At 71.0% G+C, this 26,876-nt stretch carries 25 protein-coding genes and 1 tRNA gene; 6 read left to right on the top strand and 20 right to left on the bottom strand.

The window, feature by feature from the left end:
• Positions 1-36: 36 nt before the first annotated feature.
• Together B1H19_RS09805 and B1H19_RS09810 are read right to left on the bottom strand one after the other, a co-directional pair.
• Complete coding sequence (locus tag B1H19_RS09805) at positions 37-543, bottom strand: GNAT family N-acetyltransferase (protein ID WP_083104228.1); 507 nt, start codon at positions 541-543, stop codon at positions 37-39.
• 156 nt (positions 544-699) lie between these two features.
• Positions 700-1,878: a glycerophosphodiester phosphodiesterase gene (locus B1H19_RS09810; protein WP_083104229.1), complete on the bottom strand. Its 1,179-nt coding sequence runs from the start codon at positions 1,876-1,878 to the stop codon at positions 700-702.
• 247 nt (positions 1,879-2,125) lie between these two features.
• Here B1H19_RS09810 and B1H19_RS09815 point away from each other — a divergent pair, with 247 nt between their 5' ends.
• Entirely contained in the window at positions 2,126-2,797 is a 672-nt protein-coding gene (locus B1H19_RS09815) for a lysophospholipid acyltransferase family protein (protein ID WP_083104230.1), read from the top strand.
• A gap of 104 nt (positions 2,798-2,901) precedes the next feature.
• Here the strand turns inward: B1H19_RS09815 and B1H19_RS09820 are convergent, their stop codons facing one another.
• The 6 genes from B1H19_RS09820 to B1H19_RS09845 all read right to left on the bottom strand — a co-directional run bounded on the left by B1H19_RS09820 (position 2,902) and on the right by B1H19_RS09845 (position 10,727).
• Positions 2,902-4,869, bottom strand: a complete 1,968-nt coding sequence (locus B1H19_RS09820; protein WP_083104231.1) for a bifunctional metallophosphatase/5'-nucleotidase — start codon at positions 4,867-4,869, stop codon at positions 2,902-2,904.
• Positions 4,870-5,144: 275 nt separating this feature from the next.
• A complete protein-coding gene (locus B1H19_RS09825) occupies positions 5,145-6,761 on the bottom strand; it encodes an MFS transporter (protein ID WP_083104232.1) in 1,617 nt (538 codons plus the stop codon).
• Positions 6,758-7,309 (bottom strand): TetR/AcrR family transcriptional regulator, encoded by a 552-nt coding sequence (locus B1H19_RS09830; protein WP_083104233.1) that lies wholly within the window; start codon positions 7,307-7,309, stop codon positions 6,758-6,760. The genes B1H19_RS09825 and B1H19_RS09830 overlap by 4 nt, the downstream gene beginning before the upstream one ends.
• Positions 7,310-7,445: 136 nt before the next feature.
• Positions 7,446-8,876 (bottom strand): argininosuccinate lyase, encoded by a 1,431-nt coding sequence (argH, locus tag B1H19_RS09835; RefSeq protein WP_083104234.1) that lies wholly within the window; start codon positions 8,874-8,876, stop codon positions 7,446-7,448.
• A gap of 85 nt (positions 8,877-8,961) precedes the next feature.
• Positions 8,962-10,155, bottom strand: coding sequence for an argininosuccinate synthase (locus B1H19_RS09840; protein WP_083104235.1), 1,194 nt, complete (start codon positions 10,153-10,155; stop codon positions 8,962-8,964).
• A gap of 164 nt (positions 10,156-10,319) precedes the next feature.
• Entirely contained in the window at positions 10,320-10,727 is a 408-nt protein-coding gene (locus B1H19_RS09845; RefSeq protein WP_083104236.1) for a DUF488 domain-containing protein, read from the bottom strand.
• A gap of 142 nt (positions 10,728-10,869) precedes the next feature.
• Here B1H19_RS09845 and B1H19_RS09850 point away from each other — a divergent pair.
• Positions 10,870-10,943: transfer RNA gene (locus B1H19_RS09850), tRNA-Pro, on the top strand.
• Positions 10,944-11,095: 152 nt separating this feature from the next.
• Here B1H19_RS09850 and pstS read toward each other — a convergent pair.
• From pstS to B1H19_RS09885, 7 genes are all read right to left on the bottom strand, one after another.
• Complete coding sequence (pstS, locus tag B1H19_RS09855) at positions 11,096-12,223, bottom strand: phosphate ABC transporter substrate-binding protein PstS (protein WP_083104237.1); 1,128 nt, start codon at positions 12,221-12,223, stop codon at positions 11,096-11,098.
• A 180-nt stretch (positions 12,224-12,403) separates the two neighbouring features.
• Complete coding sequence (locus B1H19_RS09860; protein WP_083104238.1) at positions 12,404-12,949, bottom strand: arginine repressor; 546 nt, start codon at positions 12,947-12,949, stop codon at positions 12,404-12,406.
• An 8-nt stretch (positions 12,950-12,957) separates the two neighbouring features.
• The gene (locus tag B1H19_RS09865; protein ID WP_083104239.1) at positions 12,958-14,196 is read right to left on the bottom strand and encodes an acetylornithine transaminase; all 1,239 of its coding nucleotides are present in this window, start codon (positions 14,194-14,196) and stop codon (positions 12,958-12,960) included.
• A complete protein-coding gene (gene argB / locus B1H19_RS09870) occupies positions 14,193-15,125 on the bottom strand; it encodes an acetylglutamate kinase (RefSeq protein ID WP_083104240.1) in 933 nt (310 codons plus the stop codon). The genes B1H19_RS09865 and argB overlap by 4 nt, the downstream gene beginning before the upstream one ends.
• On the bottom strand, positions 15,122-16,276 hold the full coding sequence (argJ, locus tag B1H19_RS09875) for a bifunctional glutamate N-acetyltransferase/amino-acid acetyltransferase ArgJ (protein WP_083104241.1): 1,155 nt from the start codon (positions 16,274-16,276) through the stop codon (positions 15,122-15,124). Before argJ ends, argB begins: the two co-directional genes overlap by 4 nt.
• Positions 16,273-17,301, bottom strand: a complete 1,029-nt coding sequence (gene argC, locus B1H19_RS09880; protein WP_083104242.1) for an N-acetyl-gamma-glutamyl-phosphate reductase — start codon at positions 17,299-17,301, stop codon at positions 16,273-16,275. The genes argJ and argC overlap by 4 nt, the downstream gene beginning before the upstream one ends.
• 157 nt (positions 17,302-17,458) lie before the next feature.
• A complete protein-coding gene (locus B1H19_RS09885) occupies positions 17,459-17,650 on the bottom strand; it encodes a DUF1059 domain-containing protein (protein WP_083104243.1) in 192 nt (63 codons plus the stop codon).
• A gap of 342 nt (positions 17,651-17,992) precedes the next feature.
• Here B1H19_RS09885 and B1H19_RS09890 point away from each other — a divergent pair, with 342 nt between their 5' ends.
• On the top strand, positions 17,993-18,766 hold the full coding sequence (locus B1H19_RS09890; RefSeq protein ID WP_083104244.1) for a helix-turn-helix transcriptional regulator: 774 nt from the start codon (positions 17,993-17,995) through the stop codon (positions 18,764-18,766).
• A gap of 52 nt (positions 18,767-18,818) precedes the next feature.
• Here B1H19_RS09890 and B1H19_RS09895 read toward each other — a convergent pair whose 3' ends face one another.
• The 3 genes from B1H19_RS09895 to B1H19_RS09905 form a co-directional block, all read right to left on the bottom strand.
• A complete protein-coding gene (locus B1H19_RS09895; RefSeq protein ID WP_083104245.1) occupies positions 18,819-19,388 on the bottom strand; it encodes a histidine phosphatase family protein in 570 nt (189 codons plus the stop codon).
• A gap of 43 nt (positions 19,389-19,431) precedes the next feature.
• On the bottom strand, positions 19,432-19,893 hold the full coding sequence (locus tag B1H19_RS09900) for a GNAT family N-acetyltransferase (protein WP_083104246.1): 462 nt from the start codon (positions 19,891-19,893) through the stop codon (positions 19,432-19,434).
• 113 nt (positions 19,894-20,006) lie between these two features.
• Positions 20,007-21,467, bottom strand: a complete 1,461-nt coding sequence (locus B1H19_RS09905; protein ID WP_083104247.1) for an aminotransferase-like domain-containing protein — start codon at positions 21,465-21,467, stop codon at positions 20,007-20,009.
• On the opposite strand from B1H19_RS09905, the gene B1H19_RS09910 reads away from it, so the two are divergent.
• Positions 21,466-22,485 (top strand): DMT family transporter, encoded by a 1,020-nt coding sequence (locus B1H19_RS09910; protein WP_083104248.1) that lies wholly within the window; start codon positions 21,466-21,468, stop codon positions 22,483-22,485. The two genes, B1H19_RS09905 and B1H19_RS09910, sit on opposite strands and share 2 nt — an antisense overlap.
• Positions 22,486-22,678: 193 nt before the next feature.
• Positions 22,679-22,885 (top strand): DUF1918 domain-containing protein, encoded by a 207-nt coding sequence (locus B1H19_RS09915; protein ID WP_083104249.1) that lies wholly within the window; start codon positions 22,679-22,681, stop codon positions 22,883-22,885.
• Between the two features lie 43 nt (positions 22,886-22,928).
• On the opposite strand, the gene B1H19_RS09920 is transcribed toward B1H19_RS09915, so the two are convergent.
• Positions 22,929-24,191, bottom strand: a complete 1,263-nt coding sequence (locus tag B1H19_RS09920) for a glycoside hydrolase family 10-like protein (protein WP_083104250.1) — start codon at positions 24,189-24,191, stop codon at positions 22,929-22,931.
• A gap of 172 nt (positions 24,192-24,363) precedes the next feature.
• Here B1H19_RS09920 and B1H19_RS09925 point away from each other — a divergent pair, with 172 nt between their 5' ends.
• Complete coding sequence (locus B1H19_RS09925) at positions 24,364-25,233, top strand: 3-hydroxybutyryl-CoA dehydrogenase (protein ID WP_083104251.1); 870 nt, start codon at positions 24,364-24,366, stop codon at positions 25,231-25,233.
• Between the two features lie 195 nt (positions 25,234-25,428).
• Here B1H19_RS09925 and secY read toward each other — a convergent pair whose 3' ends face one another.
• The gene (secY, locus tag B1H19_RS09930; RefSeq protein WP_083104252.1) at positions 25,429-26,739 is read right to left on the bottom strand and encodes a preprotein translocase subunit SecY; all 1,311 of its coding nucleotides are present in this window, start codon (positions 26,737-26,739) and stop codon (positions 25,429-25,431) included.
• Positions 26,740-26,876: the final 137 nt, after the last annotated feature.

The following is a 26,876-nucleotide window of genomic DNA, read 5'->3' on the forward strand; positions in this document are numbered from 1 at the left end:
CCGCCCCCACAGCGGGCCCACGCACCGGTCCGGGGGTCAGGCACCGGCGACGTAGACGTCGGCCGTCGCCAGTTCCTTCTCCAGCGTGATCTCGTTCAGCGTGCGGCTGAGCCGCTCGGTCCCGACGGGCACATAGCCGTGGCTGCGGTAGAGCCGCAGATTGCCCTCGCTGCGATGACCGGTGAAGAGGCGGTAGCGCTTGGCGGAACGCTCGGCCGCCAGCCGCTGCTCGACGGCGGCGAGCAGCCGGCCGCCCAGCCCGTGCCGCTGCATGCGCGGGTGGACGATCAGCTTGCCGATCCTCGCCGTCCCGTCCGCGTCGACGGTGCCGCGTACGGATCCGACGACCTCCCCGCCGAGCCGGGCCACCAGCACACATCCCTCGTCCAGTTCGCGTCGCAGGGCGGCGAGCGTCTGGGTGAGCGGCTCGATGCCGTAGTCGTCATACAGCGCGGCCTCCGACTGGTAGCAGAGGTACTGGAGTTTGAGGATGTGTTCGGCATCCTGGTCGGACGCCGCAGAGATGGTCACGCTGGTGCCCATGCGCGTATGCCTCCCCTTATTCGGTTCGCTGCGTGTTTCCGGGTTCCCCGGAAAGTGGCAGTGGCAATCCCCACCGGCCTGATGCTCCTGTGTGACATTCCCAACTCAGATGAGATATGAGGGAAATTCCCGGTGGGGCGCGGCGCTCCGCGGGTGTCACCTCTTACGGAACTCCTCGGCGGCGAGCAGCGCGGTGTCCGGGTCGTCGGAGAACAGCCCGTCGATGCCGGTCGCGAAGAGCGCCTTGAAGTACGCGAGGGAGTTGCCGTAGTCGCCCGGGTTCTTGCCGACGCGGAAGTCCAGCGGCAGGAAGCTGTTCTCGTTGCGCACGGTGTACGGCTGCACGGCCAGGCCCGCGGCGTGCGCGTCGCGGACGAGCGTGGTGGGCCTGCCGAGCTTGCCGTCCTTGTCCTGCGCGATGATCTGCGGCAGCCAGGGCCCGATGCCCTGGGCGAAGCCCGCGATCCACTTGAGCCCCTCCGGCTTGAGCAGGTCGGCCGTGGTGCGCGGGTCGCCGGCCTCGACGAAGTCCGCGGGCCGCACGCTCGGCTCGTCGAGCAGCACCACTTTGGGGCAGTCCAGGCCCAGCCGGCCGAGCCGCTGGATGCTGCTGGGCTCGAAGGACTGGAGGAAGTTCGGGGAGTTCTTCTTGTTGCGGCCGTACCGGTGCAGCAGCTTGGCCACCCGCTCCTCCAGGTCCAGGCCCAGTTTGCGGAAGTAGGTGGGGTGCTTGGTCTCGATGTGCAGCCAGACCGGGGCTCCGCGCTCGCGCTCCTTCTTCCGGGCCCACTTCAGGACCTCTTCGAAGGTCGGGATCTGCCAGACGCCGTCGTAGAGGGTGTTGTGCTGCCGGATGTCCGGTATGCGCTCCTTGGCGCGCAGGGTCTTGATCTCGGCGAGCGTGAAGTCCTCGGTGAACCAGCCGGTGATCTTCTTGCCGTCGACCGTCTTCGTGGTCTTGCGGTCGGCGAACTCGGGGTGGTCCGCGACATCGGTGGTGGCGGAGATGTCGTTCTCGTGACGGCAGATGAGATGGCCGTCCTTGGTCGGTACGAGGTCACCCGCCTCGATGACGTCCGCGCCCATCGCCAGCGCCAGCTCGTACGAGCCGAAGGTGTGCTCGGGGCGGTGGCCGCTCGCGCCGCGGTGGCCGACCACCAGCGGCACCGGCAGCTCCTGCGGCACCCCGCCGTCCCGCGACACACGGGCCTGTGCCTGCGCCCCGCCCAGCTGGCGGGCACTGGCCTGCCCGGCTCCGCCGAACACCGCCGCGCCCGTGCCGAGGGCCGCGGCCCCCAGCAGTGTCCGCCGTCCTGGCTGCTGCCGATTCTGCATGGTGCGTATGCTCCTTGAGGTGGGGGTGGCCTGACTCGTACCTGCCAAACCACCGCAGATCGTAAGCACGCGGGGGTGACTTACGGCAACAGCACAGCGCATACGCGGTGACCCACATCAACCGTGGGTCAACTCTCCGTATCGACCGTGTGAACCCGATGTGCGCACGCAGATGACCCGCGAGTATCGTCCTTGGCTGCAGATTCCCTGCTGCCCCGACGCTGACCCGTCACGACCGGAGGACCCGTTGTCCCGCATTGTGCTGAAGGCGATTCTCGGATTCCTCATGCGTGTCCTGTACCACCCCAAGGTCGAGGGCATGGAGCGCATCCCGGAGACCGGCCCGGTGATCCTGGCCGGCAACCACGTCACCTTCATCGACTCGCTGTTCCTGAGCCTGGTCGTCAAGCGCCCGGTCTACTTCATCGGCAAGGACGAGTACGTCACCGGCAAGGGCCTCAAGGGGCGGCTGATGGCCTGGTTCTTCACCAGCGCCGGCATGATCCCGGTGGACCGGGACGGCGGGCACGGCGGGGTCGCGGCGCTGATGACCGGCCGCCGCGTCCTGGAGGAGGGCAAGGCGTTCGGCATCTACCCCGAGGGCACCCGCTCCCCCGACGGCCGCCTCTACCGCGGCCGCACCGGCATCGCCCGGCTCGCGCTGATGACCGGCGCCCCCGTCGTCCCGTTCGCCATGATCGGCACGGACAAGGTGCAGCCCGGCGGCAAGGGCCGGCCGCGGCTTGCCCCGGTCACCATCCGCTTCGGCGAGGCGCTGGACTTCTCCCGCTATGACGGGATGGACCGCGACCGCTACGTCCTGCGGGCCGTCACCGACGAGGTGATGAGCGATGTGATGGACCTGTCCGGCCAGGAGTACGTCGACATCTACGCCACCAAGGCCCGGTCCGCCGCCTGACCCGGCTTCCCCCTCCGCGCCGCAGGGCCCCGTCCGCTTTCCGGACGGGGCCCTTTGCGTTCCGCTTTTCGGCACGGTGTTCGGCACGGAATTCAGCACAGGATTCAGCACGGCACCCGGAAACCGCCCGGCGAACGCTGGCCTTCGGGCCCTCCGGTCAGCGCCGTGCGCAGCGCCGCCTCGGGCCGCGGGACCTTGCCGCCGTCGGACTGCTGCTGGAAGTGTTCGGGGACGCTGCCGATCCGGGCGCCCGGTACCTCCGCGTTCTTCACCGCGACCCGGTTGAGCGGGGCGGGCGTCAGCTGCTTCTGGGTGCGGAGGAATTCCACGAAGCTCTCGAAGTCGCGGGTGTGGCGTACGGGGGCGGTGAAGCCGGAGAAGGCGCTGTAGCCGTCCTGGTTGATCAAGGTGTACGAGGGGGCGGCGAGGCGGTAGCTGCGGGCCGGATCGAGTGCGGCGTTGCCGATGAAGACCTCGGCGGGGTCGACGCGGCGGCCGACGGGACCGGCGGCGTCGAAGGTGTAGCGGACGTTGGCGGAGACGGCCAGCGGCGCGAAGCTCAGGCCCCCGTCGGCGGCGGGGGCCCACTGCTCCTCCAGCGCGTCGTGGATCTGGGCCCCGGTGACGGTCACCGTCATGATCGGGTCGCCGAAGCCGACGGCGTTCCAGGCGCGGCCGAGTGTGATGATGCCGCCCGATGCCTCGTCGCGTACCAGGTCGCCGGCGATGATGGCCTGGCCGACGCGTGGGGCGACGGCGATGACGGCGAGTTCGGCGGGGATGTTGGGGTTGCCGCCCGCATCGTCCATCGGGCCGTGCGGCTGCCCGCCCGCCCAGAGCGCCCAGTCGGCCACCAGATCGCCCATGCTGCTCTCGCCCGCGGCGTTGCGGCGGCGGGTGAAGGAGGCGGACTGGGTGCCGAGGGGGGTGGCGGCGCGGCGGGTGGCGTAGCCCGCCCAGTAGTCGGCGATGGACCGCAGTTCGGGATGGGGGGTGACCTCGCGGGTGTTGGGGTGGTTGGTGGCCGTGGTCAGCGGCCGGATCACCTCGCCGGTGACGGGGTCGAGTCGCAGATTGATCTCGTTGATCAACTGGCCGTAGCAGCCTGCCTCGACGAACGGGCGGGGGTTGCCCTGGGGGTCGGGCAGCATCATGGTGAAGGCGCAGTGCCAGTGGCCGGTGACGATGGCGTCGATGTCCGAGGTGACGCGCAGCGCCAGTTCGTAGGCGGGGCCGGAGGGGTTGCTGCCGCTGGAGAAGTCGCTGCCGGCGACGGCGCCGTCGTGCATGCTGAGCACGATCGCGTTGACGCCGCGTGATTTCAGCTCGGCGGCGCAGCGGTTGGCGGTTTCCAGTTCGTCGAGGGTGCGCAGTCCGGGCTGGTAGGAGCCGGGGAAGGTCTCGGCGCCCAGGGCCGTGAGGTGGATGAAGCCGATGGGCAGGGTGCGGCCGCGGCCGGCGTCGACATAGACGATGTTGTACGGCGACAGGACGGTCTTGCCGCTTTCGTTCCAGACCATATTGGCGCTGTAGTACGGGAAATTCGCGCCGCGGAAGCGGTGGCCGGTGGAGTCCTCGAAGAAGTCGTCGCGGTCCACGGTGGGATAGGGGACGCCTTTTCCGATATGGGAGGTCAGAAACGTCGCCGATTTGTCGAATTCGTGGTTTCCGGCGGAGGCAAAGTCCAGCCCCAGGGCGTTGAGCGCTTCGATGGTGGGTTCGTCGGCGAGGGAGGCGGCATCGAACTCCCAGCCGGAGAAGAGGTCTCCGGGGGCGAAGAAGAGGGAGTTGCGGTGGTCGGCGCGCAACCGTTCCAGATGTGCCGCCATGTACGCGACGCCGCCGACGGTGTAGGTCGCACCGCCCGCTCCGGTGATGCGGGAGTGTGCGCCGGGCGCGCCTTGGAGATAGCCGTGCAGATCGGTGATGTTGAGCAACTGCACATCGACGTATTCGTCGGCGGTGCCCGCGTCGCGGGCGTGTCCGGTGGCGTAGGCGTTGCTGCCGATGGCGCTTGCGGTGGCGAGGGCCCCCGCGGCGGTGAAGAAGTACCGTCGTCCGATGTCGCGCACTGCGTCTCTCTCCTGAGCGGGCCGACCGTGGGGGGACGACGGGAGAGTCGAGCGAGCCGTGCGGGGCGTCCGGCCGCCGGGGCACCTACCGGGCGTGAACGACCGGGGACAGTCGCCCCCAGGGCGTGTCGTTGTGGATCATGGCGCGTGCATGGCACGGCGCCTTGGAGGACACGCCCGTCGGGGCCGGTCATGACCCGGATGTCGCCGGGCGGGGGCGCGGCGGGGCGGCCGTTCCGGTAGGTGTCGGACCGTCAGGCGAGGGGGCGCGGCCCTCAGGCGCCCCCGCCGCCCAGCGTCTCCGGCTGCGGCTCCCGCTCGGCGTCCGCGGCCGGCTCCGGCGGCGCCGGGGTGTTGCCCAGTTCCTGGCCCCGCAGGAGGATCCATGCGGCGACGGCCGCGCCCAGCAGCACCACGGCGCTCACTCCGACGGCGATGTCCAGGCCCTCGACGAAGGTGTGCTGAGCGGACCTCACCAGGGCGGTGGCCTGGTGGGCGGGGAGGTCCTTGGCGGCCTCCATGGCGCCGCCGAGCGATTCGCGGGCGGCCGCCTCGGTACCGGCGGGGATGCCGGGGGGCGCCGGGAAGTCGCGGTAGATGCCGGTGACGATGGAGCCGAGCAGGGCGATGCCGAGGGCCGAGCCGAGTTCGTAGGCCGTCTCGGAGACCGCCGAGGCGGCGCCGGCCTCCTCCTTGGGGACACTGGAGAGGATCACATCGGCGGTGACGGTGAAGGAGAAGCCCGCGCCGACGCCGACGACGAAGAGGATCAGGCCGATCGAGGCGGTGCCGGTGTCGGCGTGCAGGGTGGTGGAGCCGACGAGCGACAGCCCGACGATGGCGAGGCCGCCGGCCACCACGAGGCGTACGGACAGTCTGCGGGCGACATGCCCGGCGGCGAGTCCGGCGCCGACCGCGCCGACCGCGGCGGGCAGTTCGGTGAGCCCGGCGTTCAGCGGCGAACGCACCTGGACCATCTGGAGGAACTGGGAGAGGAAGAAGACCAGCCCGGACAGGCCGAGGATGGTCAGGAGGTCGGCCAGTACGGCGCCGGAGAAGCCCCGGTGGTGAAAGAGCTTCATGTTGAGCAGCGGGGAGTCCAGGCTGAGCTGGCGGCGTACGAAGACGAACAGCGCGAGCAGCCCGATCAGGCCGGCGGCCAGGATGTCGGCGCGGTAGCCGTGGACCGCCGCCTCCTTGATGGCGTAGACGACGCCCACGATGCCCACCAGGGACAGTGCGACGCTGGGGATGTCCCAGGGGCCGGGATCGGGATGGCGGGATTCGGGGATCACCCTGATGCCGACGACGACCAGGAGGGCCATCACCGGAAGGTTGATCAGGAAGACCGAGCCCCACCAGAAGTGGCCGAGCAGAAAGCCGCCGAGGACCGGGCCGACGGCGGTGCCGGCCGAGGCCATCGCGCCCCATATGCCGACCGCGAGGCTGCGTTCCTTGGGGTCGTGGAAGAGGTTGCGGATCAGCGCCAGGGTGGACGGCATCAGCGTCGCACCGGCCACGCCCAGCAGGGCGCGGGCGGCGATCATCATCTCCGGGGTGGTGGAGTACGCGCACACCACCGACAGCCCGCCGAAGGCGACGGAGCCGATCAGCAGCAGTTTCTTGCGGCCGATCCGGTCGCCGAGGCTGCCCATGGAGACCAGGAGGCCGGCGATGACGAAGGAGTAGATGTCGCCGATCCACAGCAGCTGTGTGCCGGACGGCTTCAGATCCTCGCTCAGGAACGGGGTGGCCAGGCCGAGGACCGTGGCGTCGACGCCGACCAGCAGGACGGCGAGGACGAGGACGGCGAGGGCGAGCCAGCGGCCCGGGCGGGGCTGATCGTCCACATGGGCCGAACCGGCCGGTCCGAACGCTGCGGTCTCGGTCATTTCTCCATGCTCCGTCGGATGCCGCCGAGCAGCAGCTCGGCGATCGAATGATTGAGTTCGCCCCGTGCGACGCGCCCTTCGTGGACGGCCCAGGCGGCCGCGCCGATCAGGCCGTAGAACGCCTCGGTCAGCCAGGCGGCGCTGAGGTCGATACGGAGGTCGCCCTCCTCCTGGCCGCGGCGGAAGAGGGCGTGCAGGCGGGCGTCGAGGCGGGCCCAGCCGGCGTTGACCTCCTCGCCCTCGAAGAGCTGGTTCTCGGTGAAGAGGAAGGCCAGCACGCCGGCGACCTGTTCGGCTTCGGTGATCAGTCGGCGCAGTGCGTCGGGGGCGGGTCCGTCGTCGAGCCGGGCGGCGTCCATGGCCTGGGTGAACTGTTCGATGCCGAGCTGCTCCAGGGCGCGGATCAGCGCATCGCGCCCGGCGAAGTGCCGGTGCAGGGTGGCCCGGCTGATGCCGGCGGCGCGGGCGATCTCGTCCATCGAGGTCGTCGACCGCCGGGCGAGCAGCGCGGCGGCCTGGGTGAGTACCTGTTCGCGATCCACAGCCATGAGACACAGACTAGCCGAATGAGACATCATTGTCTCATCGGGCGGGTCGCTCGGGCCCGGAGCGGGATCCACGGCGAACGACGGCGGCCCCCGCCCGATGACCGGACGGGGGCCGCCTGAAGGCTGCCTTTGCGTGCTACTTCCGCTTGGCCGCCGCCCACTCCTGCTGTGCGGCCAGATCGGCCCGGACCTCGGCCAGCTGGACCGCGACCGCCGAGGGCGCGGTGCCGCCGCGGCCGCTGCGCGAGGCCAGCGCGCCGGGGACGTTGAGGACGCCGCGGACCTCGGGCGTCAGATGCGGCGAGATCTTGGCGAACTGTTCGTCGGTGAGCTGGTCCAGCTCGATGCCGTGCGCCTCGCACTCCTTGACGCACTCGCCCGCGACCTCGTGCGCCACCCGGAACGGCACGCCCTGCCGCACCAGCCACTCCGCGATATCGGTGGCCAGCGAGAACCCGGCCGGGGCCAGCTCTTCCATCCGCTCGCGGTGCACCGTCAGCGTGGCCATCATGCCGGTGAACGCCGGGAGCAGCACCTCCAGTTGGTCACAGGAGTCGAACACCGGCTCCTTGTCCTCCTGGAGGTCGCGGTTGTAGGCGAGCGGCAGCGCCTTGAGCGTGGCCATCAGGCCCGTCAGATTGCCGATGAGCCGGCCCGACTTGCCGCGCGCCAGCTCGGCGATGTCCGGGTTCTTCTTCTGCGGCATGATCGACGAGCCGGTGGAGAAGGCGTCGTCGAGGGTGACGAAGGAGAACTCCTTCGTGTTCCAGATGATGACTTCCTCGGCGATACGGGAGAGGTTGACGCCGATCATCGCCGTGATGAACGCGAATTCGGCGACGAAGTCCCGCGCGGCCGTACCGTCGATCGAGTTGCCCGCGCTGCCGTGCTCGAAGCCCAGGTCAGCGGCGACCGCCTCGGGGTCCAGGCCGAGCGAGGAGCCGGCCAGCGCGCCCGACCCGTAGGGCGAGACGGCGGTCCGCTCGTCCCACTGCCGCAGCCGCTCCGCATCCCGCGACAGCGACTGGACGTGCGCCAGCACATGGTGGGCGAAGAGCACCGGCTGGGCGTGCTGGAGGTGGGTCCGGCCGGGCATGGCGACGTCCGGGTGCGCCTCGGCGAGGCCGACCAGCGCCTCCTGGAGGTCGGCGATCAGCCCGCCGATGATCCGGGCGTGGTCGCGCAGATACATCCGGAAGAGCGTGGCCACCTGGTCGTTACGGGACCGGCCGGCCCGCAGCTTGCCGCCGAGGTCCGGGCCGAGCCGCTCCAGCAGCCCGCGCTCCAGGGCGGTGTGGACGTCCTCGTCGGCGATGGTGCCGGTGAACGAGCCGTCGGCGACATCGGCCTCCAGTTGGTCGAGCCCGGCGATCATGCGCGTCAGCTCGTCCTCGGTGAGCAGATTCGCCTTGTGCAGGACCCGGGCGTGCGCACGGGATCCGGCGATGTCGTACGGGGCGAGCCGCCAGTCGAAGTGGACGGATGCCGACAGCTGGGCCAGGGCGTCCGCTGGTCCGGCGGCGAAACGGCCGCCCCAGAGCCGGACGTCACCGCTGTTGCTGCTCACTGCTGCTCCTCGGAGGGTGGGATGTGCGGCACCGCCCCCTCGCCGCGAGGGCGAGGAGGCGGCTGTCGTGCGTAACGAGAGGGGTTCAGGCCAGGTCGCGCTTGGACGCGATCTTGCTGGACATCCCGAAGAGCTCGATGAAGCCCTTCGAGAGGGACTGGTCGAAGGTGTCGCCGGTGTCGTACGTCGCCAGGTTGAAGTCGTAGAGCGACTGGTCGGACTTCCGGCCGGTGACGACCGCGCGGCCGCCGTGCAGCGTCATCCGGATGTCGCCGGAGACGGCCTGGTTGGCCTCGGCGATGAAGCCGTCCAGGGCCCGCTTGAGCGGGGAGAACCACATGCCGTCGTAGACCAGCTCGCCCCAGCGCTGCTCGACCTGCCGCTTGTAGCGGGCCAGTTCGCGCTCGACGGTGACGTTCTCCAGCTCCTGGTGCGCGGTGATCAGCGCGATGGCGCCGGGCGCCTCGTAGACCTCGCGGGACTTGATGCCGACGAGGCGGTCCTCGACCATGTCGATCCGGCCGACGCCCTGGGCGCCGGCCCGCCGGTTGAGCTCCTGGATCGCCTCCAGGACGGTGACCTTCCTGCCGTCCAGGGCGACCGGGACACCCTGCTCGAAGGTGATGACGACCTCGTCGGCCTCGCGGGGGGTCGCCGGGTTCTGGGTGTACTCGTAGACGTCCTCGATCGGGGCGTTCCAGATGTCCTCCAGGAAGCCGGTCTCCACGGCCCGCCCGAAGACGTTCTGGTCGATGGAGTACGGCGACTTCTTGGTCGTCGCGATCGGGAGGTTCTTCTCCTCGCAGAAGGCGATCGCCTTGTCCCGGGTCATCGCGTAGTCCCGGACGGGGGCGATGCACTTGAGGTCGGGGGCGAGGGAGGAGATACCGGCCTCGAAGCGGACCTGGTCGTTGCCCTTGCCGGTGCAGCCGTGGGCGACGGTGGTCGCGCCGTGCTTCTCGGCGGCGGCGACCAGATGCTTGACGATCGCCGGCCGGGAGAGCGCCGAGACCAGCGGGTAGCGGTCCATGTACAGCGCATTGGCCTTGATCGCCGGCAGACAGTACTCATCGGCGAACTCGTCCTTGGCGTCGGCGACCTCCGCCTCCACCGCGCCGCAGGCGAGCGCGCGCTTGCGGATGACGTCCAGGTCCTCGCCGCCCTGGCCGACGTCCACGGCAACGGCGATGACCTCGGCGCCCGTCTCCTCGGCGATCCAGCCGATGCAGACAGAGGTGTCCAGGCCGCCCGAGTAGGCGAGTACGACGCGCTCGGTCACGGGATTCTCCTTACGTGCATACGCTGATGGGTATAAGTATGCACTCCACCGTATGTTTCGTCAATGGATCGATGAAGGCGCAGGTCAGCGACGCGCGGACAGGGCGCCGGGAGGGGCGCAGGGCGCGTTTCCGCACGGACTGCCGCACGGAGCGCCCTAAGCAATCAGGAGTCCTCGCGCAGGAGGTCGAGGAGTACCCGGACATGACTTCGCTCCACGTCCTTCGTCGCGGTGAGCAGCGTCAGCGGCCCGTCCGCCGCCAGCTCCCGCAGCCGCTCCAGGGCGGACTGCGCCGCCTCCTGGGCCAGCTCCTCGCGATAGCGCTCGGCGAAGGCGTCGTAGAGCTCCTCCTGATGGCCGTACCAGCGCCGCAGCTCCGACGAGGGCGCCGCGTCCTTGCACCACTCGGCCAGCGCCGCATCGGACTTCGACAGCCCCCGTGGCCACAGCCGGTCCACCAGCACCCGGGCGCCGTCGTCCGGCTCCGGAGGGTCGTACACCCGGCGCACACGGATACCGGCAGAACGGGCACCACCATGAGAGGAACCGGCATTACGGGACTTTCGGGTCATACCCCATCCAAACACGGCCCGGCGGCGCCCGCCGGGATGCCCGGAATCGGCCGGAAGAGGCCCCGCTTTGGAATCAGGGCCGGGGACAGGGTATTTTTCTTCTGCACGCCCCGGCCGGGATTCTTCCGGCCGGCACGAGCACCGGGACGTGGCGCAGCTTGGTAGCGCACTTGACTGGGGGTCAAGGGGTCGCAGGTTCAAATCCTGTCGTCCCGACGGTGCGACAAAGGCCCGCCGATACGGGAGAAATCCCAGATCGGCGGGCCTTTTCCATGCCGCGTGACGTGGGTCTTCCCATGCCGCGTGACGTGGGTCTTCCCATGCCGCGTGACGTGGGCCCACGCCGGGTTACGGCGCCCCACCCCGGGTCACGACAGGGTGCCGATCTCGCTGCGGACCTTGTTCACCACGGCCGCCGGCAGCGTCGCATAGCCCTGGAAGGTCAGGTTCTGCTGCCCCTTCGGGCTGGCGATATAGGTCAGGAACGCCTTGGTGGCGGGCCAGGTCGCCGGTTTGTTGCCCTTGTTGCAGACGATTTCGTAGGTGACCGCATTGATGGGGTAGGCACCCGGCGCCTTGGTCGCGTAGTCGAGTTTCAGCAGGACGTCATTGCCCGTGTCGACGGTTTTGGCGCCGGAGATCGCATGGGACGACGCGATCACATTGGCGTCGGCGGGGGTGGCGGCGCCGGTGTCGACCGAGACCGTGCGCAGCATGCGGGCGACGGCATACGGCAGGTCGACGTAGCCGATCGCGCCCTCGGTCCGCTGCACCTGGGTGGCCAGGTCGGAGGATCCGGTGACGGCCTGACCGCCCTTGGCGGGCCACTCCTTGCTGTGCGCGTACGGCCAGGCGCCCTGGGCCACGGCGGCGAGGTAGGCCGTGAAGTTGTCCGTCGTGCCGGAGGAGTCGGCGCGGTGGAACGTCCTGATCGGCATGGCGGGCAGCTTGGCACCCTTGTTGAGCTGTGCGATCACCGGATCGTTCCACTTGGTGAGCTGCCCGTTGAAGATCTTGGCGAGGGTGGGGGCGTCGAGGATCAGCCGGTCGACGCCGGGGAGGTGGAAGGCGACCGCGATCGGTCCGGCGACAGCCGGCAGGTGGATCGCGTGGCCGCCGCCGGTGCAGACCTTCTTGGACTGGGTCACCTGGTCGGCGCTGAGCGGGGAGTCCGATCCGGCGAAGGCGGTCTTGCCGTGCAGGAAGTCCTTCTGGCCGGCCCCGGAGCCGTTGCCGTCGTAGTTGATCGTGGTGTCGTGGCAGGCCCGGGTGTAGGTCTTGATCCAGTACTTCATGGCGTACTGCTGCGCCGTCGAGCCCGAGGCGTTCAGCGTGGCCGCCTTGCCGCAGGCGATACCGCCCGCGGCGGTGCTGACCGGCGCGCTGCCGGAGGGTTCGGAGCTGCTGCCCGAACAGCCCGCCAGGGCCAGGGCGCCGCAGAGGACCGCCGTGCCGGCCGCCGCGCTGCGCGGCCCGCCCTTCCGCCGAAGCTTCACTGTGCAGTGCTCCTTCCTGCGGACCGGCCCCGGCCGACGCAGAGGATGGTGACGCCGCGTTCCGGCGGCGCATGGCCGTACGGCGGCGCCCGCAGCAGGACGTACGGGGCTCACCACCGCACCGTCGGTCACTATATGCACATAGATCTACACAGAGGGTGAAGGGCGGGGCCGGAAGGGTCAGTGCGCGCCCTGGGCCAGCCGCAGGAGATGGTCCGCCAGCGCCTGTCCGCCGGCCGGATCGCGGCTGATCAACAGCAGGGTGTCGTCGCCGGCGATGGTGCCGAGGATGTCGTGGAGTTCGGCCTGGTCGATGGCCGAGGCCAGGAACTGGGCGGCGCCGGGCGGGGTGCGCAGCACGACGAGGTTGGCGGACGCCTCGGCGGAGATGAGGAGTTCGCCGGAGAGGCGGCGCATGCGCTCCTCCTTGGCGGACTCGCCCAGCGGGGCGCGCGGTTTGCGGTCGCCGCCCTCGCTGGGCACCGCGTAGATCAGCTCGCCGCCGGTGTTGCGGATCTTGACCGCGCCCAGCTCGTCCAGATCGCGCGAGAGCGTCGCCTGGGTGACGGACAGGCCGTCGTCGGCGAGCAGCTTGGCGAGCTGGCTCTGGGAGCGGACCGCCTGCCGGTTGAGGATGTCCACGATCCGGCGGTGGCGGGCGGTGCGGGTCTGCGGTACCGCCGGGCCGCCGCCGTTGGGCGACCCGGTCTCCTGCGGCTCGGTCATCGTTGGTGTCAGTCTCCGGATCGTTGTTCCCCGTCGGCCCCTTGGCGGGCCGTGCCAAGGACGGCGGGGAGCTTCCGGAGGAACGTGTCCGCCTGCTCGTCGGAGACGATCAGGGGCGGGGCGAGCCGGATGACGTCCGGCGCGACCGCGTTCACCAGGAGGCCCGCGTCCTGAGCCGCCTGCTGCACCTGGGGCGCGAGGGGCTCGGTCAAGACGATACCCAGGAGCAGGCCCGCACCGCGGACCTGACCGACCAATGGGTGCCCCAGTGCGTCGATTCCGCTGCGCAGGCGCTCGCCGACGCGCTTGACGTTGTCGAGGATGCCGTCCTTGTCGATGGTGTCCAGGACGGCGAGGGCGGCGGCGCAGACGACCGGGTTGCCGCTGAAGGTGGACCCGTGCGAGCCGGGGCTCAGCAGGTCGGCGGCCGGGCCGAAGGCCAGCGTCGCGCCGATCGGGAGGCCGCCGCCCAGCCCCTTGGCGAGCGTGACGACATCGGCCTCGACGCCCTGGGCCTGGGACTCCAGCCAGTGGCCGGTGCGGCCGATGCCGGTCTGGATCTCGTCGAGGACGAGGAGGGTGCCGGTGGCCGCGGTGATCTCGCGGGCGGCCCGGAGGTAGCCGGGCGGCGGGACGACCACGCCGTTCTCGCCCTGGACCGGCTCCAGGATGACCAGGGCGGTGTCGGTGGTGACGGCGGCGCGGAGGGCTTCGGCGTCCCCGTACGGGACGTAGTCGACGTCGCCGGGGAGCGGGACGAACGGGGCCTGCTTGGCGGGCTGGCCGGTCAGGGCCAGGGCACCCATGGTGCGGCCGTGGAAGCCACCGGCCGTGGAGACCATATGGGTGCGTCCGGTGAGCCGGCCGATCTTGAAGGCGGCTTCGTTGGCCTCGGCGCCGGAGTTGGAGAAGTAGACCCGGCCGGGGCGGCCGCCGGCCAGCGCCAGCAGCCGCTCGGCCAGGGCCACGGTGGGCTCGGCGACGAAGAAGTTGGAGACATGGCCGAGGGTGGCGACCTGGTCGGAGACCGCCCGGACGATCGCGGGGTGCGCGTGGCCCAGGGAGTTGACCGCGATACCGCCGAGGAAGTCGAGGTAGGAGTTGCCGTCGGCGTCCCACACCACGGCGCCCTCGCCGCGGACCAGCGGCAGCCGCGGGGTGCCGAAGTTGTGCATCATCGCGCCCTGCCAGCGCCGGGTCAGTCCCGCGTTGTCCGCCGGTCCCCCGCCGTGTGCCGCCCCGTTCATGCCGTCCCCTCGGTCGTCTCGGTGTCGGTGTCCGCGTCCGGCACGACCATCGTGCCGATTCCTTCGTCGGTGAAGATCTCCAGCAGGATCGAGTGCTGGACCCGCCCGTCGATGACCCGGGCGGTGTGCACGCCGTTGCGTACGGCGTGCAGACAGCCCTGCATCTTGGGGACCATGCCGCTGGCCAGGTCGGGCAGCAGCTTTTCCAGTTCGGCGGCCGTCAGGCGGGAGATCACCTCGTCGCTGTGCGGCCAGTCCTCGTAGAGGCCCTCGACGTCGGTGAGGACCATCAGGGTCTCGGCGCCGAGGGCGGCGGCCAGGGCGGCCGCGGCGGTGTCGGCGTTGACGTTGAAGACGCCGAAGTCGTCGCCGTCGTCGCTGCTGCGGGCGATGGAGGAGATGACCGGGATCCGGCCGTCGTCCAGCAGCGCCTCGACCGCGCCCGGGTCGATGGCGGTGATCTCACCGACCCGGCCGATGTCCACCCGCTCGCCGTCGACCTCGGCGAAGTGCTTGGTCGCGGTCATCAGCTGGGCGTCCTCGCCGGTCATGCCGACGGCGAGCGGGCCGTGCTCGTTGAGCAGCCCGACCAGCTCACGCTGGACCTGGCCGGCCAGCACCATCCGTACGACGTTCATCGCCTCGGGCGTGGTGACCCGCAGGCCGCCCTTGAACTCCGATTCCAGACCCAGCAGATCCAGCTGCGCGCTGATCTGCGGGCCGCCGCCGTGCACGACGACGGGGCGCAGCCCGGCGTGCCGCAAGAAGACGACGTCCTGGGCGAAGGCGCGTTTGAGCTCCTCGTCGATCATGGCGTTGCCGCCGAATTTGATGACGACGGTCTTGCCGTGATGCCGGGTCAGCCAGGGCAGCGCCTCGATGAGGGTGCGGGCCTTGGGGAGCGCGGTGTGCTTACGGGTCGTGGTCATGAGGAGTACGCGCTGTTCTCGTGGACGTAGTCGGCGGTGAGGTCGTTGGCCCAGATGACCGCGGACTGGGTGCCCGCGGCCAGGTCGGCGGTGATGCGGACCTCCCGGTAGCGCATGTCGACCAGGTCGCGGTCCTCCCCCACCGAGCCGTTCTTGCACACCCAGACGTCGTTGATGGCGACATTGAGCTGGTCGGGCTCGAAGACGGCGGAGGTGGTGCCGATCGCGGAGAGCACCCGGCCCCAGTTGGGGTCCTCGCCGTGGATGGCGCATTTGAGGAGGTTGTTACGGGCGATGGACCGGCCGACCTCGACGGCGTCGTCCTCGCTCGCGGCGTTGATCACCTCGATGCGGATGTCCTTGCTGGCGCCCTCGGCGTCGCCGATGAGCTGGCGGGCGAGGTCGGCGCAGACGGTGCGCACGGCCTCGGCGAAGGCGTCCTGGTCGGGGACGATGCCCGAGGCGCCGGAGGCCAGCAGCAGAACGGTGTCGTTGGTGGACATACAGCCGTCGGAGTCGACCCGGTCGAAGGTGGTGCGGGTCGCGGCGCGCAGCGCGGTGTCCAGGGCGTCGGCCGGTACGTCGGCGTCGGTGGTGAGCACCACGAGCATGGTGGCCAGACCCGGGGCGAGCATGCCGGCGCCCTTGGCCATCCCGCCGACCGTCCAGCCCTCGGTCGTGACCTGTGCGGTCTTGTGCACGCTGTCGGTGGTCTTGATGGCGATGGCGGCCTTTTCGCCGCCGTGGTCGGTCAGTTCGGCCGCCGCCTGCTCGACTCCGGGCAGCAGCTTGTCCATCGGGAGCCGGAGGCCGATCAGCCCGGTGGAGGCGACGGCCACCTCGCCCGCGCTGTGGCCGGCCAGCACCTCGGCGACCTTCTCCGCGGTGGCGTGGGTGTCCTGGAAGCCCAGCGGACCCGTACAGGCGTTGGCGCCACCGGAGTTGAGGATGACGGCGGAGACCCGGCCGCCCTTGAGGACCTGCTCGGACCAGACGACCGGTGCGGCCTTGACGCGGTTGGAGGTGAAGACTCCGGCGGCGGCCAGGCGCGGCCCGTTGTTCACCACGAGGGCGAGGTCGGGGTTGCCGTTCTCTTTGATGCCGGCGGCGATGCCCGCCGCCGTGAATCCCTTGGCTGCCGTCACACTCACGGCGCGACTCCGATCGTCGAAAGTCCGGTGGTCTCGTCGAGACCGAGGGCGATGTTCATGGACTGGACGGCGCCACCCGCGGTCCCCTTGGTGAGGTTGTCGATGGCGCTGATCGCGATGATCCGTCCGGCCGTCGCATCCAGCGTGACCTGGAGGTGGGCGGCGTTGGAGCCGTACACGGCGCCGGTCGAGGGCCACTGCCCCTCCGGCAGCAGCCGGACGAACGGCTCGTCGGCCAGCGCCTTTTCGTACGCGGCCCGTACGGCGGCGGCGTCCACCCCGGGCCGGGCCTTGGCCGTGCAGGTGGCGAGGATGCCGCGGGGCATCGGCGCGAGGGTCGGGGTGAAGGACACGCCGACCCGCTCGCCGGCCGCGGCGCTCAGGTTCTGGATCATCTCGGGGGTGTGCCGGTGGCCGCCGCCGACGCCGTACGGGCTCATCGAGCCCATGACCTCGGAGCCCAGCAGATGCGGTTTGGGCGCCTTGCCCGCGCCGGAGGTGCCGGAGGCCGCGACGATGACGGCCTCGGGCTCGGCGAGGGCGGCCTGGTAGGCGGGGAAGAGGGCAAGCGAGACGGCGGTCGGGTAGCAGCCCGGGACCGCGATGCGCTTGGCCCCCTGGAGCGCGGCGCGGGCTCCGGGCAGCTCCGGCAGGCCGTACGGCCAGGTGCCCGCGTGGGGCGAACCGTAGAAGGTCTCCCAGTCGGCGGCGTCCTTCAGCCGGAAGTCGGCGCCGCAGTCGACGACGAGCACATCGGGCCCGAGCTGCTCGGCGACCGCGGCGGACTGGCCGTGCGGCAGCGCGAGGAACACGACGTCATGGCCCGCCAGCGCCTCGGCCGAGGTGGCCACGAGCTCCCGGTCGGCCAGCGGGTGCAGATGCGGCTGCAAGGTACCCAGGCGTCGGCCCGCGCTGGAGTGCCCGGTCACCGCGCCGATCTCGACCTCGGGGTGCGCCAGAAGCAGACGCAGGACCTCACCTCCCGCGTATCCGCTCGCTCCGGCCACTGCTGCTCGTACCGTCATGGACCCTCCTCCTCGATGGCATGACTATACGGACAGCGGCAGTTTTATGCAATCGCTCTTCGGGCGCGTGCCCGGCGCCGCGGCCGACCCACCGTCCGCGGCGCCGGAACCCCTCGCGCACCCCGTCGGTGCCGGACCCCTGCGCACCCCACGGCGGTCAGGCGTGCTGCACCGCCTCGTCCTTGAGGGCGGAGCGGATCTGGGCGCGCAGCTCGGGGCTGTCCGTGTGGCCGTGGACGGACACGGCGTGCTCGGTGGCGGCGCGGACCACTTCCTCCTCCTCACCGGCGATCACGAGGGTGCAGTGCATCTCGCTGGGGTGATCCCGGCAGTCGACCATCTTCCGCATGGCGCACCTCCTCCCCTCCAGTGTCGGCCCGGAATATCGGGAATGTCAGCACACCTGCCGGGCCCTCGCATACGGGGAATCCCGTATGGCGCGGGAGCCGTTCCGGCTGGTGGAGTGAAGTGGAGCGGTCCGGCCAACCGCGTTCACGCCGTCGGCCGCCATGCGCGGCCGACGCCCCCGGCCGGTCTTCCCCCGGCCGGCCGGGCGGCAACCTTCACGGACGGCCCCCGCCAACGGCCCCGCGCACGGCCCCCGCGTCCGTTTCCACGGCGGTGAAGCCGCCCCGCCGGTGGGCCGAACGGCATCTTGACGCGACCCCGCGCCGCTGCCCACGCTGGATGCATGAGCGCGGCCGCGGAGGCCGGTCTGCGACGCATCTTCGACGTCGTGGACCTCCTGATCGATGCCGTCGACGAGGAGAACCTTGTTCCGGCCCTGCTCCCGCTGCTGCTCGGCGCCGTACCGGGCGACAGCATCGTCTGGGCGCCCAACCCCGACCCCACGCACCGCCCCCGCACCCTGCCCGCGGATCTGCTGACGCCGGACGCCCTGGCCGCCTTCGACCGCGACGCAGCGGCCGACCCGCTGGTCGCCCACACCTCGGCGGCCACCGGAACCCCGCTGCGCCGCTCGACCCTCCAGAGCGACCGCGCCTACCACGCGCTGGCCGCGTACCACGAGGTCTACCGGCCCCTCGGCGCCGAGCGGCAGCTCGCGATGTCCTTCGCCGGCGGCTACGCGGACGGCACACCCCGCAGCATCTGCCTGGCGATCAACCGCAGCGGCTCCGACTTCACCGACGACGACGTCCTCACCGCCGCCCTGCTGCGCACCCGCCTCGCCCATGTCCTGCGCCGCCTCGCCCCGCCGCCGCCACAGCGCTACGACGTCACCCGCCGCGAGTCCGCCGTCCTCGCCCTGCTCGCGCACGGCCTGACCAACCAGCAGATCGCCCGCCGGCTGGACATCAGCCCCCGCACCGTCGACAAACACCTGGAGCACGCCTACGCCAAACTGCGCGTCGGCGGCCGGGTGGAGGCCGCGAACGCCTGGCTGACCAGGGGCGATGCGCTGCGGCCGGCGTCATGGACGGGAATCGTGGCCGGGCACCGATGAGCGCGGCCCCGGGCCGGGGTCCGCCTCGCCACCGGCCGTACCGGCGCCGGGTTCACGCCTCCAGTGCGAGGCTCCAGTTGCCCGCGCGCCCCCGCAGGGTCGTCACCGAGAGGGGCTGGACGTCGAGCCGCCAGTACGTGTGCGGGGGCGCCTGGAGCGCATAGGCCAGGGCGGCGCGGACGACGTTGGGCTCGGCGACGGCCACCAGGCCGGCGCCGTCCCCCGGGGGCCGGGTGTCGAGCCAGGTGCCGATGCGGGTGATGAAGGCCAGCAGCGACTCGCCGCCGTGCGGGGCGGAGCGGGGGTCGGCGAGCCAGGCGTCGACGGCGCGCGGTTCGGCCGCGGTGACCTCGGCCAGGGTGCGGCCGCGCCAGCGGCCCATATCGCAGTCGCGCAGGGCCGGCTGGGCGAGCGGGGTGAGGCCGAGGACCTCCCCGGTCTCCCGGCAGCGCGCCGACGGCGAGCAGTAGCGCAGCTCCGCGGCGGCGAGCCGGCACAGGACGGGTGCGGCGCGCTCGGCCTCGTGCCAGCCGGCGGCGTCGAGCGGGCGGTCGTCGTCGAACCGGTTCTCGAGCAGCGTGGAGCTGCGGGCGGCGGCGAGCAGTTTGAGACGAACGTGCATTCGCCGATGGTAGGGGCATCGCCGCTCCGGTCGACCCTTTTGATCAGATGCCGAGGGGTCCGGGGTCCATCAGCCCCATCGTCATCCACTGCTCCGGGGCGGCCAGCGGCCGGAAGCCGATCTTCTCGTACACCCCGTGCGCGTCCTTGGTGGCGAGTGTGATCCGGGGCAGCCCGCAGGACGCCAGATGGTCGGCTATGGCCTCCACCAGGGCGGTGCCCAGGCCCTTGCCGCGGTCGTCGCGGGCGACGTAGACATCACAGAGCCAGGCGAAGGTGGCGCGATCGGTCACCACCCGGGCATACGCCGCTTGTCGCCCCGAACCGGTCTCGTACAGACCGAAGTTGAGCGACCCGGCGACGGCCCGCTCGTACTGCGCCCGGGGCAGGCCCGCGGACCAGTAGGCGTCGGTGGACAGCCAGTGGTGGACAAGGTCGGCGTCCAGGCGGGCCGGGTCGGTGGAGATCTCGTAGCCGTCGGGGGCTTCGAGCGGAGGAGCGGTCATGCCGGGAGGTTGGCAGACGGGCGGGGGCGGCGTCGAACCGGCGGGCGGGGCGCGGGACCGGCCGCCCCGGTACGCGTCGAACCGGCAACCCCTCACCGGTGGCCCCGCCCGGCTCACTCCACCGCGATGCCCAGCTCGTCGCAGGCCCGGCGCAACCGCCGTGCCCCTTCGGTGAGTTCGGCGGCGCCGGACGCGGACGCGAAGCCCAGCCGGAGGTGCGGGGCGGGCGGTTCGGCGGCGAAGTAGGGGCGGCCGCCGGCGACGGCGACGCCGGCCCGCAGGGCCGCTCCGGTCAGCGCGATCTCGTCGGTGCCGTCCGGGAGGCGCAGCCACAGGTGGTAGCCGCCGGGCGGGACGAACAGGGCGTTGCCGGCGAGGGCGGGCAGATGACGGTGCAGGGCGGCGAGCAGGGTGTCGCGGCGGGCCGCCAGTTCGCCGGCGATCAGCCGCAGATGGCGGGTCCAGGCGGGCGAGCCGACCAGTTCGACGGCGGCCTCCTGGAGCGGCCCGGGGACGAAGAAGCTGTCGACGACCTGGACGGCGCGCAGCCGGTCGAGGACCGGGCCGCGGGCCGCCAGGGCGCCCACCCGCAGGTTGGGCGAGGTGACCTTGGTCAGCGAGCAGACATGGACGACGGTGCCGTCGTGATCGTCCGCCATCAGGGTCGGCGGAAGGGCGGGCGCGCCGTCGTGGACCAGGCGCCGGGCGAAGTCGTCCTCCACCACGAACGCCCCGGCCGCGCGGGCCACCCGCAGCACCTCGCGCCGCCGCTCGGCCGCCAGCACCGTGCCCGTCGGGTTCTGGAACAGCGGCTGGCACACGAACAGCCGCGCCCCGCTGGCCCGGAAGGCGTCGGCGAGGAGATCGGTGCGCACACCGTCCGCATCCACCGGTACCGGGACCGGGCGCAGGCCGGAGGCGCGGGCGGCGGCCAGCATGCCGGGGTAGGTCGGGGATTCGACCAGGACGGGCGCGCCGGGCGCGGCGACCGCGCGCAGGGCGCAGGTCAGCGCGCTCTGGCCGCCGGCGGTGACCAGGACGTCGCTGGTGGCGAGCGCGCCGCCGGGGCCGCCGATCTCCCGGGCGAACCAGGCCCGTAGCTCGGTGACGCCCTCGACCGGGGGGCGGTTCCAGGCGCCGGGCCGCCGTCCGGCGCGGGCGAGCGCTCCGGCGAGGGCGCGTTCGGGCTGGAGGTCGGGGTGGAGATAGCCGCTGTGGAGTTCGATGACGCCGGGGGCGGGGGCGGCGAGCGTGGCCAGCACGCCGGTGGCGTCGACGCTGCGGGGCACCTGGTCGCCGCCCGGTTCGGCGCTCAGGGCGATCTCCTGCCAGGAGGTGTCGACGGGGCGCGGGGCCTCGGGGCGCGGTGCGGCGCGGAAGGCGCCGGCGCCGGGGCGGGTGACGACCAGGCCCTCGGCGACGAGCTCGGCCAGCGCCCGGGAGACGGTCACCGGGCTCACGCGGTGCCGCTCGATCAGGGCGCGGCTCGACGGGAGTTTCTCTCCGGGTGAGTAGCGGTTCAGCTCGTCGCGAAGACTCGCGGCCAGGTCAGCGACACTGCTACGCTCATGCATGAGACACAACGATAGCGCTATCGCCACGGAACGGATAGCGGTAGGGGCAGCGGTCGAGGGCAGCGGCACCGTATCGGCCGCCACCGCACCGCCCACCGCCGGCACCGCCCCCGGAGCGGCCGCCGCCGACATCCCCCCGTCCCACCCGGTCGCCTCGACCGCCCCGGCTCGCGGTGCCCTGCTCGCCGCGCTCGGTGTCGCCGCCTTCTCCCTCACCTTCCCCGGCACGGCCTGGGCCCTGGAGGGCATGGGCCCGTGGACGGTGGTGATGCTGCGCAGCGTGCTCGCGGCCGTCCTCGCCGGCGGGTGTCTGCTCGTCCTGCGGGTGCGGGTGCCCGAGCGACGCCACTGGGCGGGTATCGCCGTCGTGGCGGGCGGTGTGGTCCTCGGCTTCCCGCTGCTGACGACGCTGGCGCTCCAGACCTCCACCACCTCGCATGCGGCCGTGGTGGTCGGCCTGCTGCCGCTGACCACCGCCGCCTTCTCCGCCGTACGGACCGGGGCGCGGCCCTCGCGCACCTTCTGGATCGCCTCGCTGGCCGGCGCCGTCGTCGTCATCGGCTTCGCGGTGCAGCAGAGCGGCGGGGCGCCCGGCAAGGGCGATCTGTTCCTGTTCGCGGCGCTGCTGGTGTGCGCGGCCGGATACACCGAGGGCGCCCGGCTGGCCCGCCATCTGCCGGGCTGGCAGGTGATCGGCTGGGCGCTGGTGCTGGCCCTGCCGCTGACGTCCGTGGGGGCGGCGGTGGCGCTGGCGAGCGAACCGCTGCGGCTGACCGTGCACGCGGTGTGCGGTCTGCTGTGGCTGGCGTTCGGCTCGCAGTTCCTGGGGCTGGTGGTCTGGTACCGCGGGATGGCGGCCATCGGCGTGTCCAAGGCCAGCCAGCTCCAGCTCGCGCAGCCGCTGCTGACCCTGGTGTGGTCGGTGCTGCTGCTGGGCGAGCACCTGCCGCCGGAGGCGCCCGTCGCGGCCGTGGCGGTGCTGGTGTGCATCGCGGTCACCCAGCGGACCCGCGGCTGACGCAGCGCAGCCGCGGGTCCGCTGCCGGGTGCGCGAGCGGCCCGCGGACGTAAACTTGCCGCGATGGCACGTAGCGCCGTCCGGACCGTCATCCGGCCCGTCAAGCAGGTAAACCCTTGGTCGCGCCACCATCCGGCCGGAGTGCACCGCCGGCCGCCCCGGTCCGCGGCCGCCCGAAGCGGGAGGACCTCTGATGCACGCAAGCAGGGGCGACCGGCTGGTCGTGCACGGCAGAATCGTCGGGCAGCACGATCACGCCGTGGAAATCGTCGAGGTACTGGGCACGAACGGCGAACCGCCCTACCGCGTCCGCGCCGAGGACGGGCATGAAACGATCATGTCCCCCGGGCCCGACAGCGTCGTCCGTCACCTCAAGGCCACCGACATCAGCGACCGCTGACGCACTCCGGCGACCACCGGGGCCCGCCAGCGGCCACCGGCCACTACGGCCGCACCGCGCCGCCGTAGTGGTCCCGTACGATCCGGGCCAGCGCACCGGCCCGGTCGTGCACCACGTCCCGCGCCGAGAAGTAGACATGCCCGCCGACCTGCTGGTAGCGGCGGGCGAGCGTCAGGTGCCGGGAGAGTTCGGCCGGGTCCTGCCAGGGCGTGGCCTGCTCCGGATCGCCCGCCCGGTAGAGGGCCTCGCCGAGGTAGAGGTCCACGCCGGTGCCGGTGACGGTCTGCGCCCACCAGGGCACGAGCTTGGCGTAGTCGGCCGCCGGGAAGCCGATGTTCCAGTACATCTGCGGCACGATGTAGTCGATCCACCCCTCGCGCACCCAGCGGCGGGTGTCGGCGTACAGGGCGTCGTACGCCTGGAGCCCGTGGGTGTCCGAGCCCGAGGAGTCGGTGGACTTGTTGCGCCAGATCGCCGACGGGCTGACGCCGAACCGCACCGGCCGCCCGATCGCCGCGACCTTCTGCTTCATCTCCCGCACCATCCGGTCGACGTTGTCCCGCCGCCAGCTCGCCCGGTCCCGGAACCCGGCGCCGTGCTTCTTGAAGGCCGCATCGTCGTCGAGGCGCTGCCCGGCCACGGGATACGGATAGAAGTAGTCGTCGAAGTGCACCCCGTCGACGGGGTAGCCGCGCACCGCGTCCAGCATCGCCTCCTGCACGAACCCGCGGACTTCGGGCAGGCCGGGGTTGTAGTAGAGCCTGCCGCCGTAGGGGATCACCCAGTCCGGATGCCGGCGGGCGGGATGGCCGGGCGCCAGCCGGGCGGCCTCGGCGTGATTGGAGATCCGGTACGGGTTGAACCAGGCGTGCAGCTCCAGATCGCGCCGGTGCGCCTCACTCACCGCGAAGCCCAGCGGGTCCCAGCCCGGGTTCTTGCCCTGTTCACCCGTCAGGGACTGCGCCCACGGCTCGAACCGTGAGGGCCACAGGGCGTCGGCGGCCGACCGGACCTGGAAGAACACCGTGTTCAGCCGGCGTTCGACGGCCGCGTCGAAGAGGTCGAGCAGCTGGCGCCGCTGCTGGGCGGGGGCAAGGCCCGGCCGGGTGGGCCAGTCGAGGTTGGCGACGGTGGCCAGCCACATGCCCCGCACCCCGGTCCGCCGCGCCCGGGCCGGCGGACCCGCCGCCTGTGCCGCGAGGGCCCCGCCACCCGGGACGAGCAGGGACGACGCCGCACCGAGCGCGCCCGCCGCGAATCCCCGCCGGGTGATCCGTTGTGTGACCCGTTGTGTGATCCGTCTCATGATCCCTCTCATGAAAAGACAGGGGATTGCTCCCTTTGTCCCATCCTGAGGGCTCAGGATGCCCGCCCCGGCGCCCGTGGCACGCCGCCGCGCGGAGTAACGTCGGGGCCGAAGCGGGCGTCGGACCCTTACGGCGTACCGCAGGGTCCCGAAGATCAGCGAAAGGCACGAGGTGAGCGACACTTTCACCGATATCGCACGCGTCGGCGTGGTCGGCTGCGGCCAGATGGGCGCCGGCATCGCCGAGGTGTGCGCCCGCGCCGGGCTGGATGTGATGGTCGCCGAGACCACCGGCGAAGCCCTGGAACTGGGCCGCACCCGCCTGACCAACTCGCTCGAAAAGGCCGCCGAACGCGGCAAGATCACGCCCGCGGAACGCGATGCCACGCTCGGCCGGCTGAATTTCACCACCGACCTCGGGGAGTTCGCCGACCGCGATCTGGTCATCGAGGCCGTGGTGGAGAACGAGCAGGTCAAAACGGAGATCTTCCAGGTCCTCGACCAGGTCGTCACCCGCCAGGACGCCATCTTGGCGTCCAACACCTCCTCCATTCCCCTGGTCAAGCTGGCGGTCGCCACCTCCCGCCCCGACCAGGTCATCGGCATCCACTTCTTCAACCCCGCCCCGGTGCAGAAGCTCGTGGAGCTGATCCCCGCCCTGACCACCGGCGACGAGACCATCAAGCGCGCCGAGGCGCTGGTCCACAACGTCCTGGGCAAGCACGCCATCCGCGCCCAGGACCGCTCCGGCTTCGTCGTCAACGCCCTGCTGATCCCGTATCTCCTCTCCGCGATCCGGATGTTCGAGTCGGGCATCGCCAGCCGCGAGGACATCGACAACGGCATGGAAATGGGCTGCGCCCACCCGATGGGCCCGCTCAAGCTCTCGGACCTGATCGGCCTGGACACCGTGGCCTCGGTCGCCGCCTCGATGTACGAGGAGTACAAGGAGCCTCTGTACGCCGCTCCCCCGCTGCTGGCGCGGATGGTGGATGCGGGACGGCTCGGCCGCAAGTCCGGGTCGGGGTTCTACCCGTACTAGTCGGGGCTCTAGCCGTACTGAGGGGGCAGGCGGATGCCGCCAACTGGCGTTGCTTCAAGGTGAGTTCACCTGAAGCAACGCCAACAGCCGTGCCGCGCCCGGACGCCGGCGGAGCCGATGAGTACCCCGTCCTCCGGAATGCCCAGAATCCCGGGGAGCGAGCACACCTTGGGCCGACCGGTACCCGGATGCGCGTCAGCGCAGGAACCCTTCGTAATTGCGCTGCTGGAGCTGGCTCTCGATCTGCTTCACGGTCTCCAGTCCGACGCTCACGATGATGAGAATGCTCGTGCCGCCGAACGGGAAATTGCTGCCGTTGAACAGCACCAGTGCCGCTGTGGGCACCAGGGCGATCTGCCCCAGGTAGAGCGCTCCCGGCCAGGTGATCCGGTTGAGCACGTAACCCAGGTAGTCGGCCGTGGGTCGGCCTGCCCGGATACCGGGGATGAACCCGCCATGCGTCTTCATGTTGTCGGCAACTTCCTTGGGGGTGAAGGAGATGGCGACGTAGAAGAACGCGAAGAACACGATCAGCAGGAAGTAAAGCGTCAGATGGATCGGTTGGTCACCCCTGGCGATATTGGTGGCGATCCACCGGGCCCATCCCGACGTCGAGTTGCCGCCGAGATCGATCAAACCGGGGATGGAGAGCAGTGACGAGGCGAAGATGACGGGTACCACACCCGCCTGGTTCACCTTCAGCGGGATGTAGGTCGAAGTGCCGCCGTAGGAACGGCGGCCGATCATTCGTTTCGTGTACTGGACCGGGATCCGGCGCTGCGCCTGCTCGACGAAGACCACGAGGCCCACCATGCAGAGGCCGACCGTGATCACCATGGCGAACTCGCCCCAGCCGCTCAGGATTTTGCCCGACTTCTTGATCCCCCACAGGTTGGCCGGGAAACCGGCGGCGAGAGAGGTGAACATCAAGAGAGACATGCCGTTGCCGATGCCGCGGTCGGTGATGAGTTCTCCGAGCCACATCACCACGGCGGTGCCGGCGGTCAGGGTGATGACCATGACGGCGGTCCGGAAGAACGAGGTGTCCGGGACGATCTGGGTGCGGACCCGACAGGTGGAAAAGAGTCCACCGCTTTGGGCTTTGGCCACCAAGGCGGCGCCCTGGAGCACCGCCAGGCCCAGCGTCAGGTACCGGGTGTACTGGGTGATCTTCGCAGTGCCCGCCTGGCCCTCCTTCTTCAGCGCCTCCAGGCGCGGAATGATCACCGTCAGCAGTTGAAGGATGATGCTCGCCGTGATGTACGGCGTGATCCCCAGGGCGAAGATGGTGAGCTGCAATAGCGCACCACCGCTGAACGTGTCGATCAGGCCGAGGAGGCCGTCGTTGCCGACACCCTCCTTGATGCACTGCGTGACGCTTCGGTAATCCACGCCGGGGACCGGGACGTTCTGCCCCAACCGATAGAGAAGCAAGATCCCCAGCGTGAAGAGTATCTTTTTGCGAAGATCGGGCGCTGTGAAAACTCTGACGAAAACGGTAAGCACTTTTCCAAGTCGTCCTTATTCTCGCAAATTGACGGGAGGGCATGTGCACTGATTGCCGACGACTGCCCTCATCCGCCGAGTTACCTCCGTCCCGATGGTCGGAGCACCCGTTAATGGCGGCTCTCCGGGGTACGGTC

The organism is Streptomyces gilvosporeus, assembly GCF_002082195.1.
In the GTDB taxonomy this organism is placed as follows: Bacteria; Actinomycetota; Actinomycetes; order Streptomycetales; family Streptomycetaceae; genus Streptomyces; species Streptomyces gilvosporeus.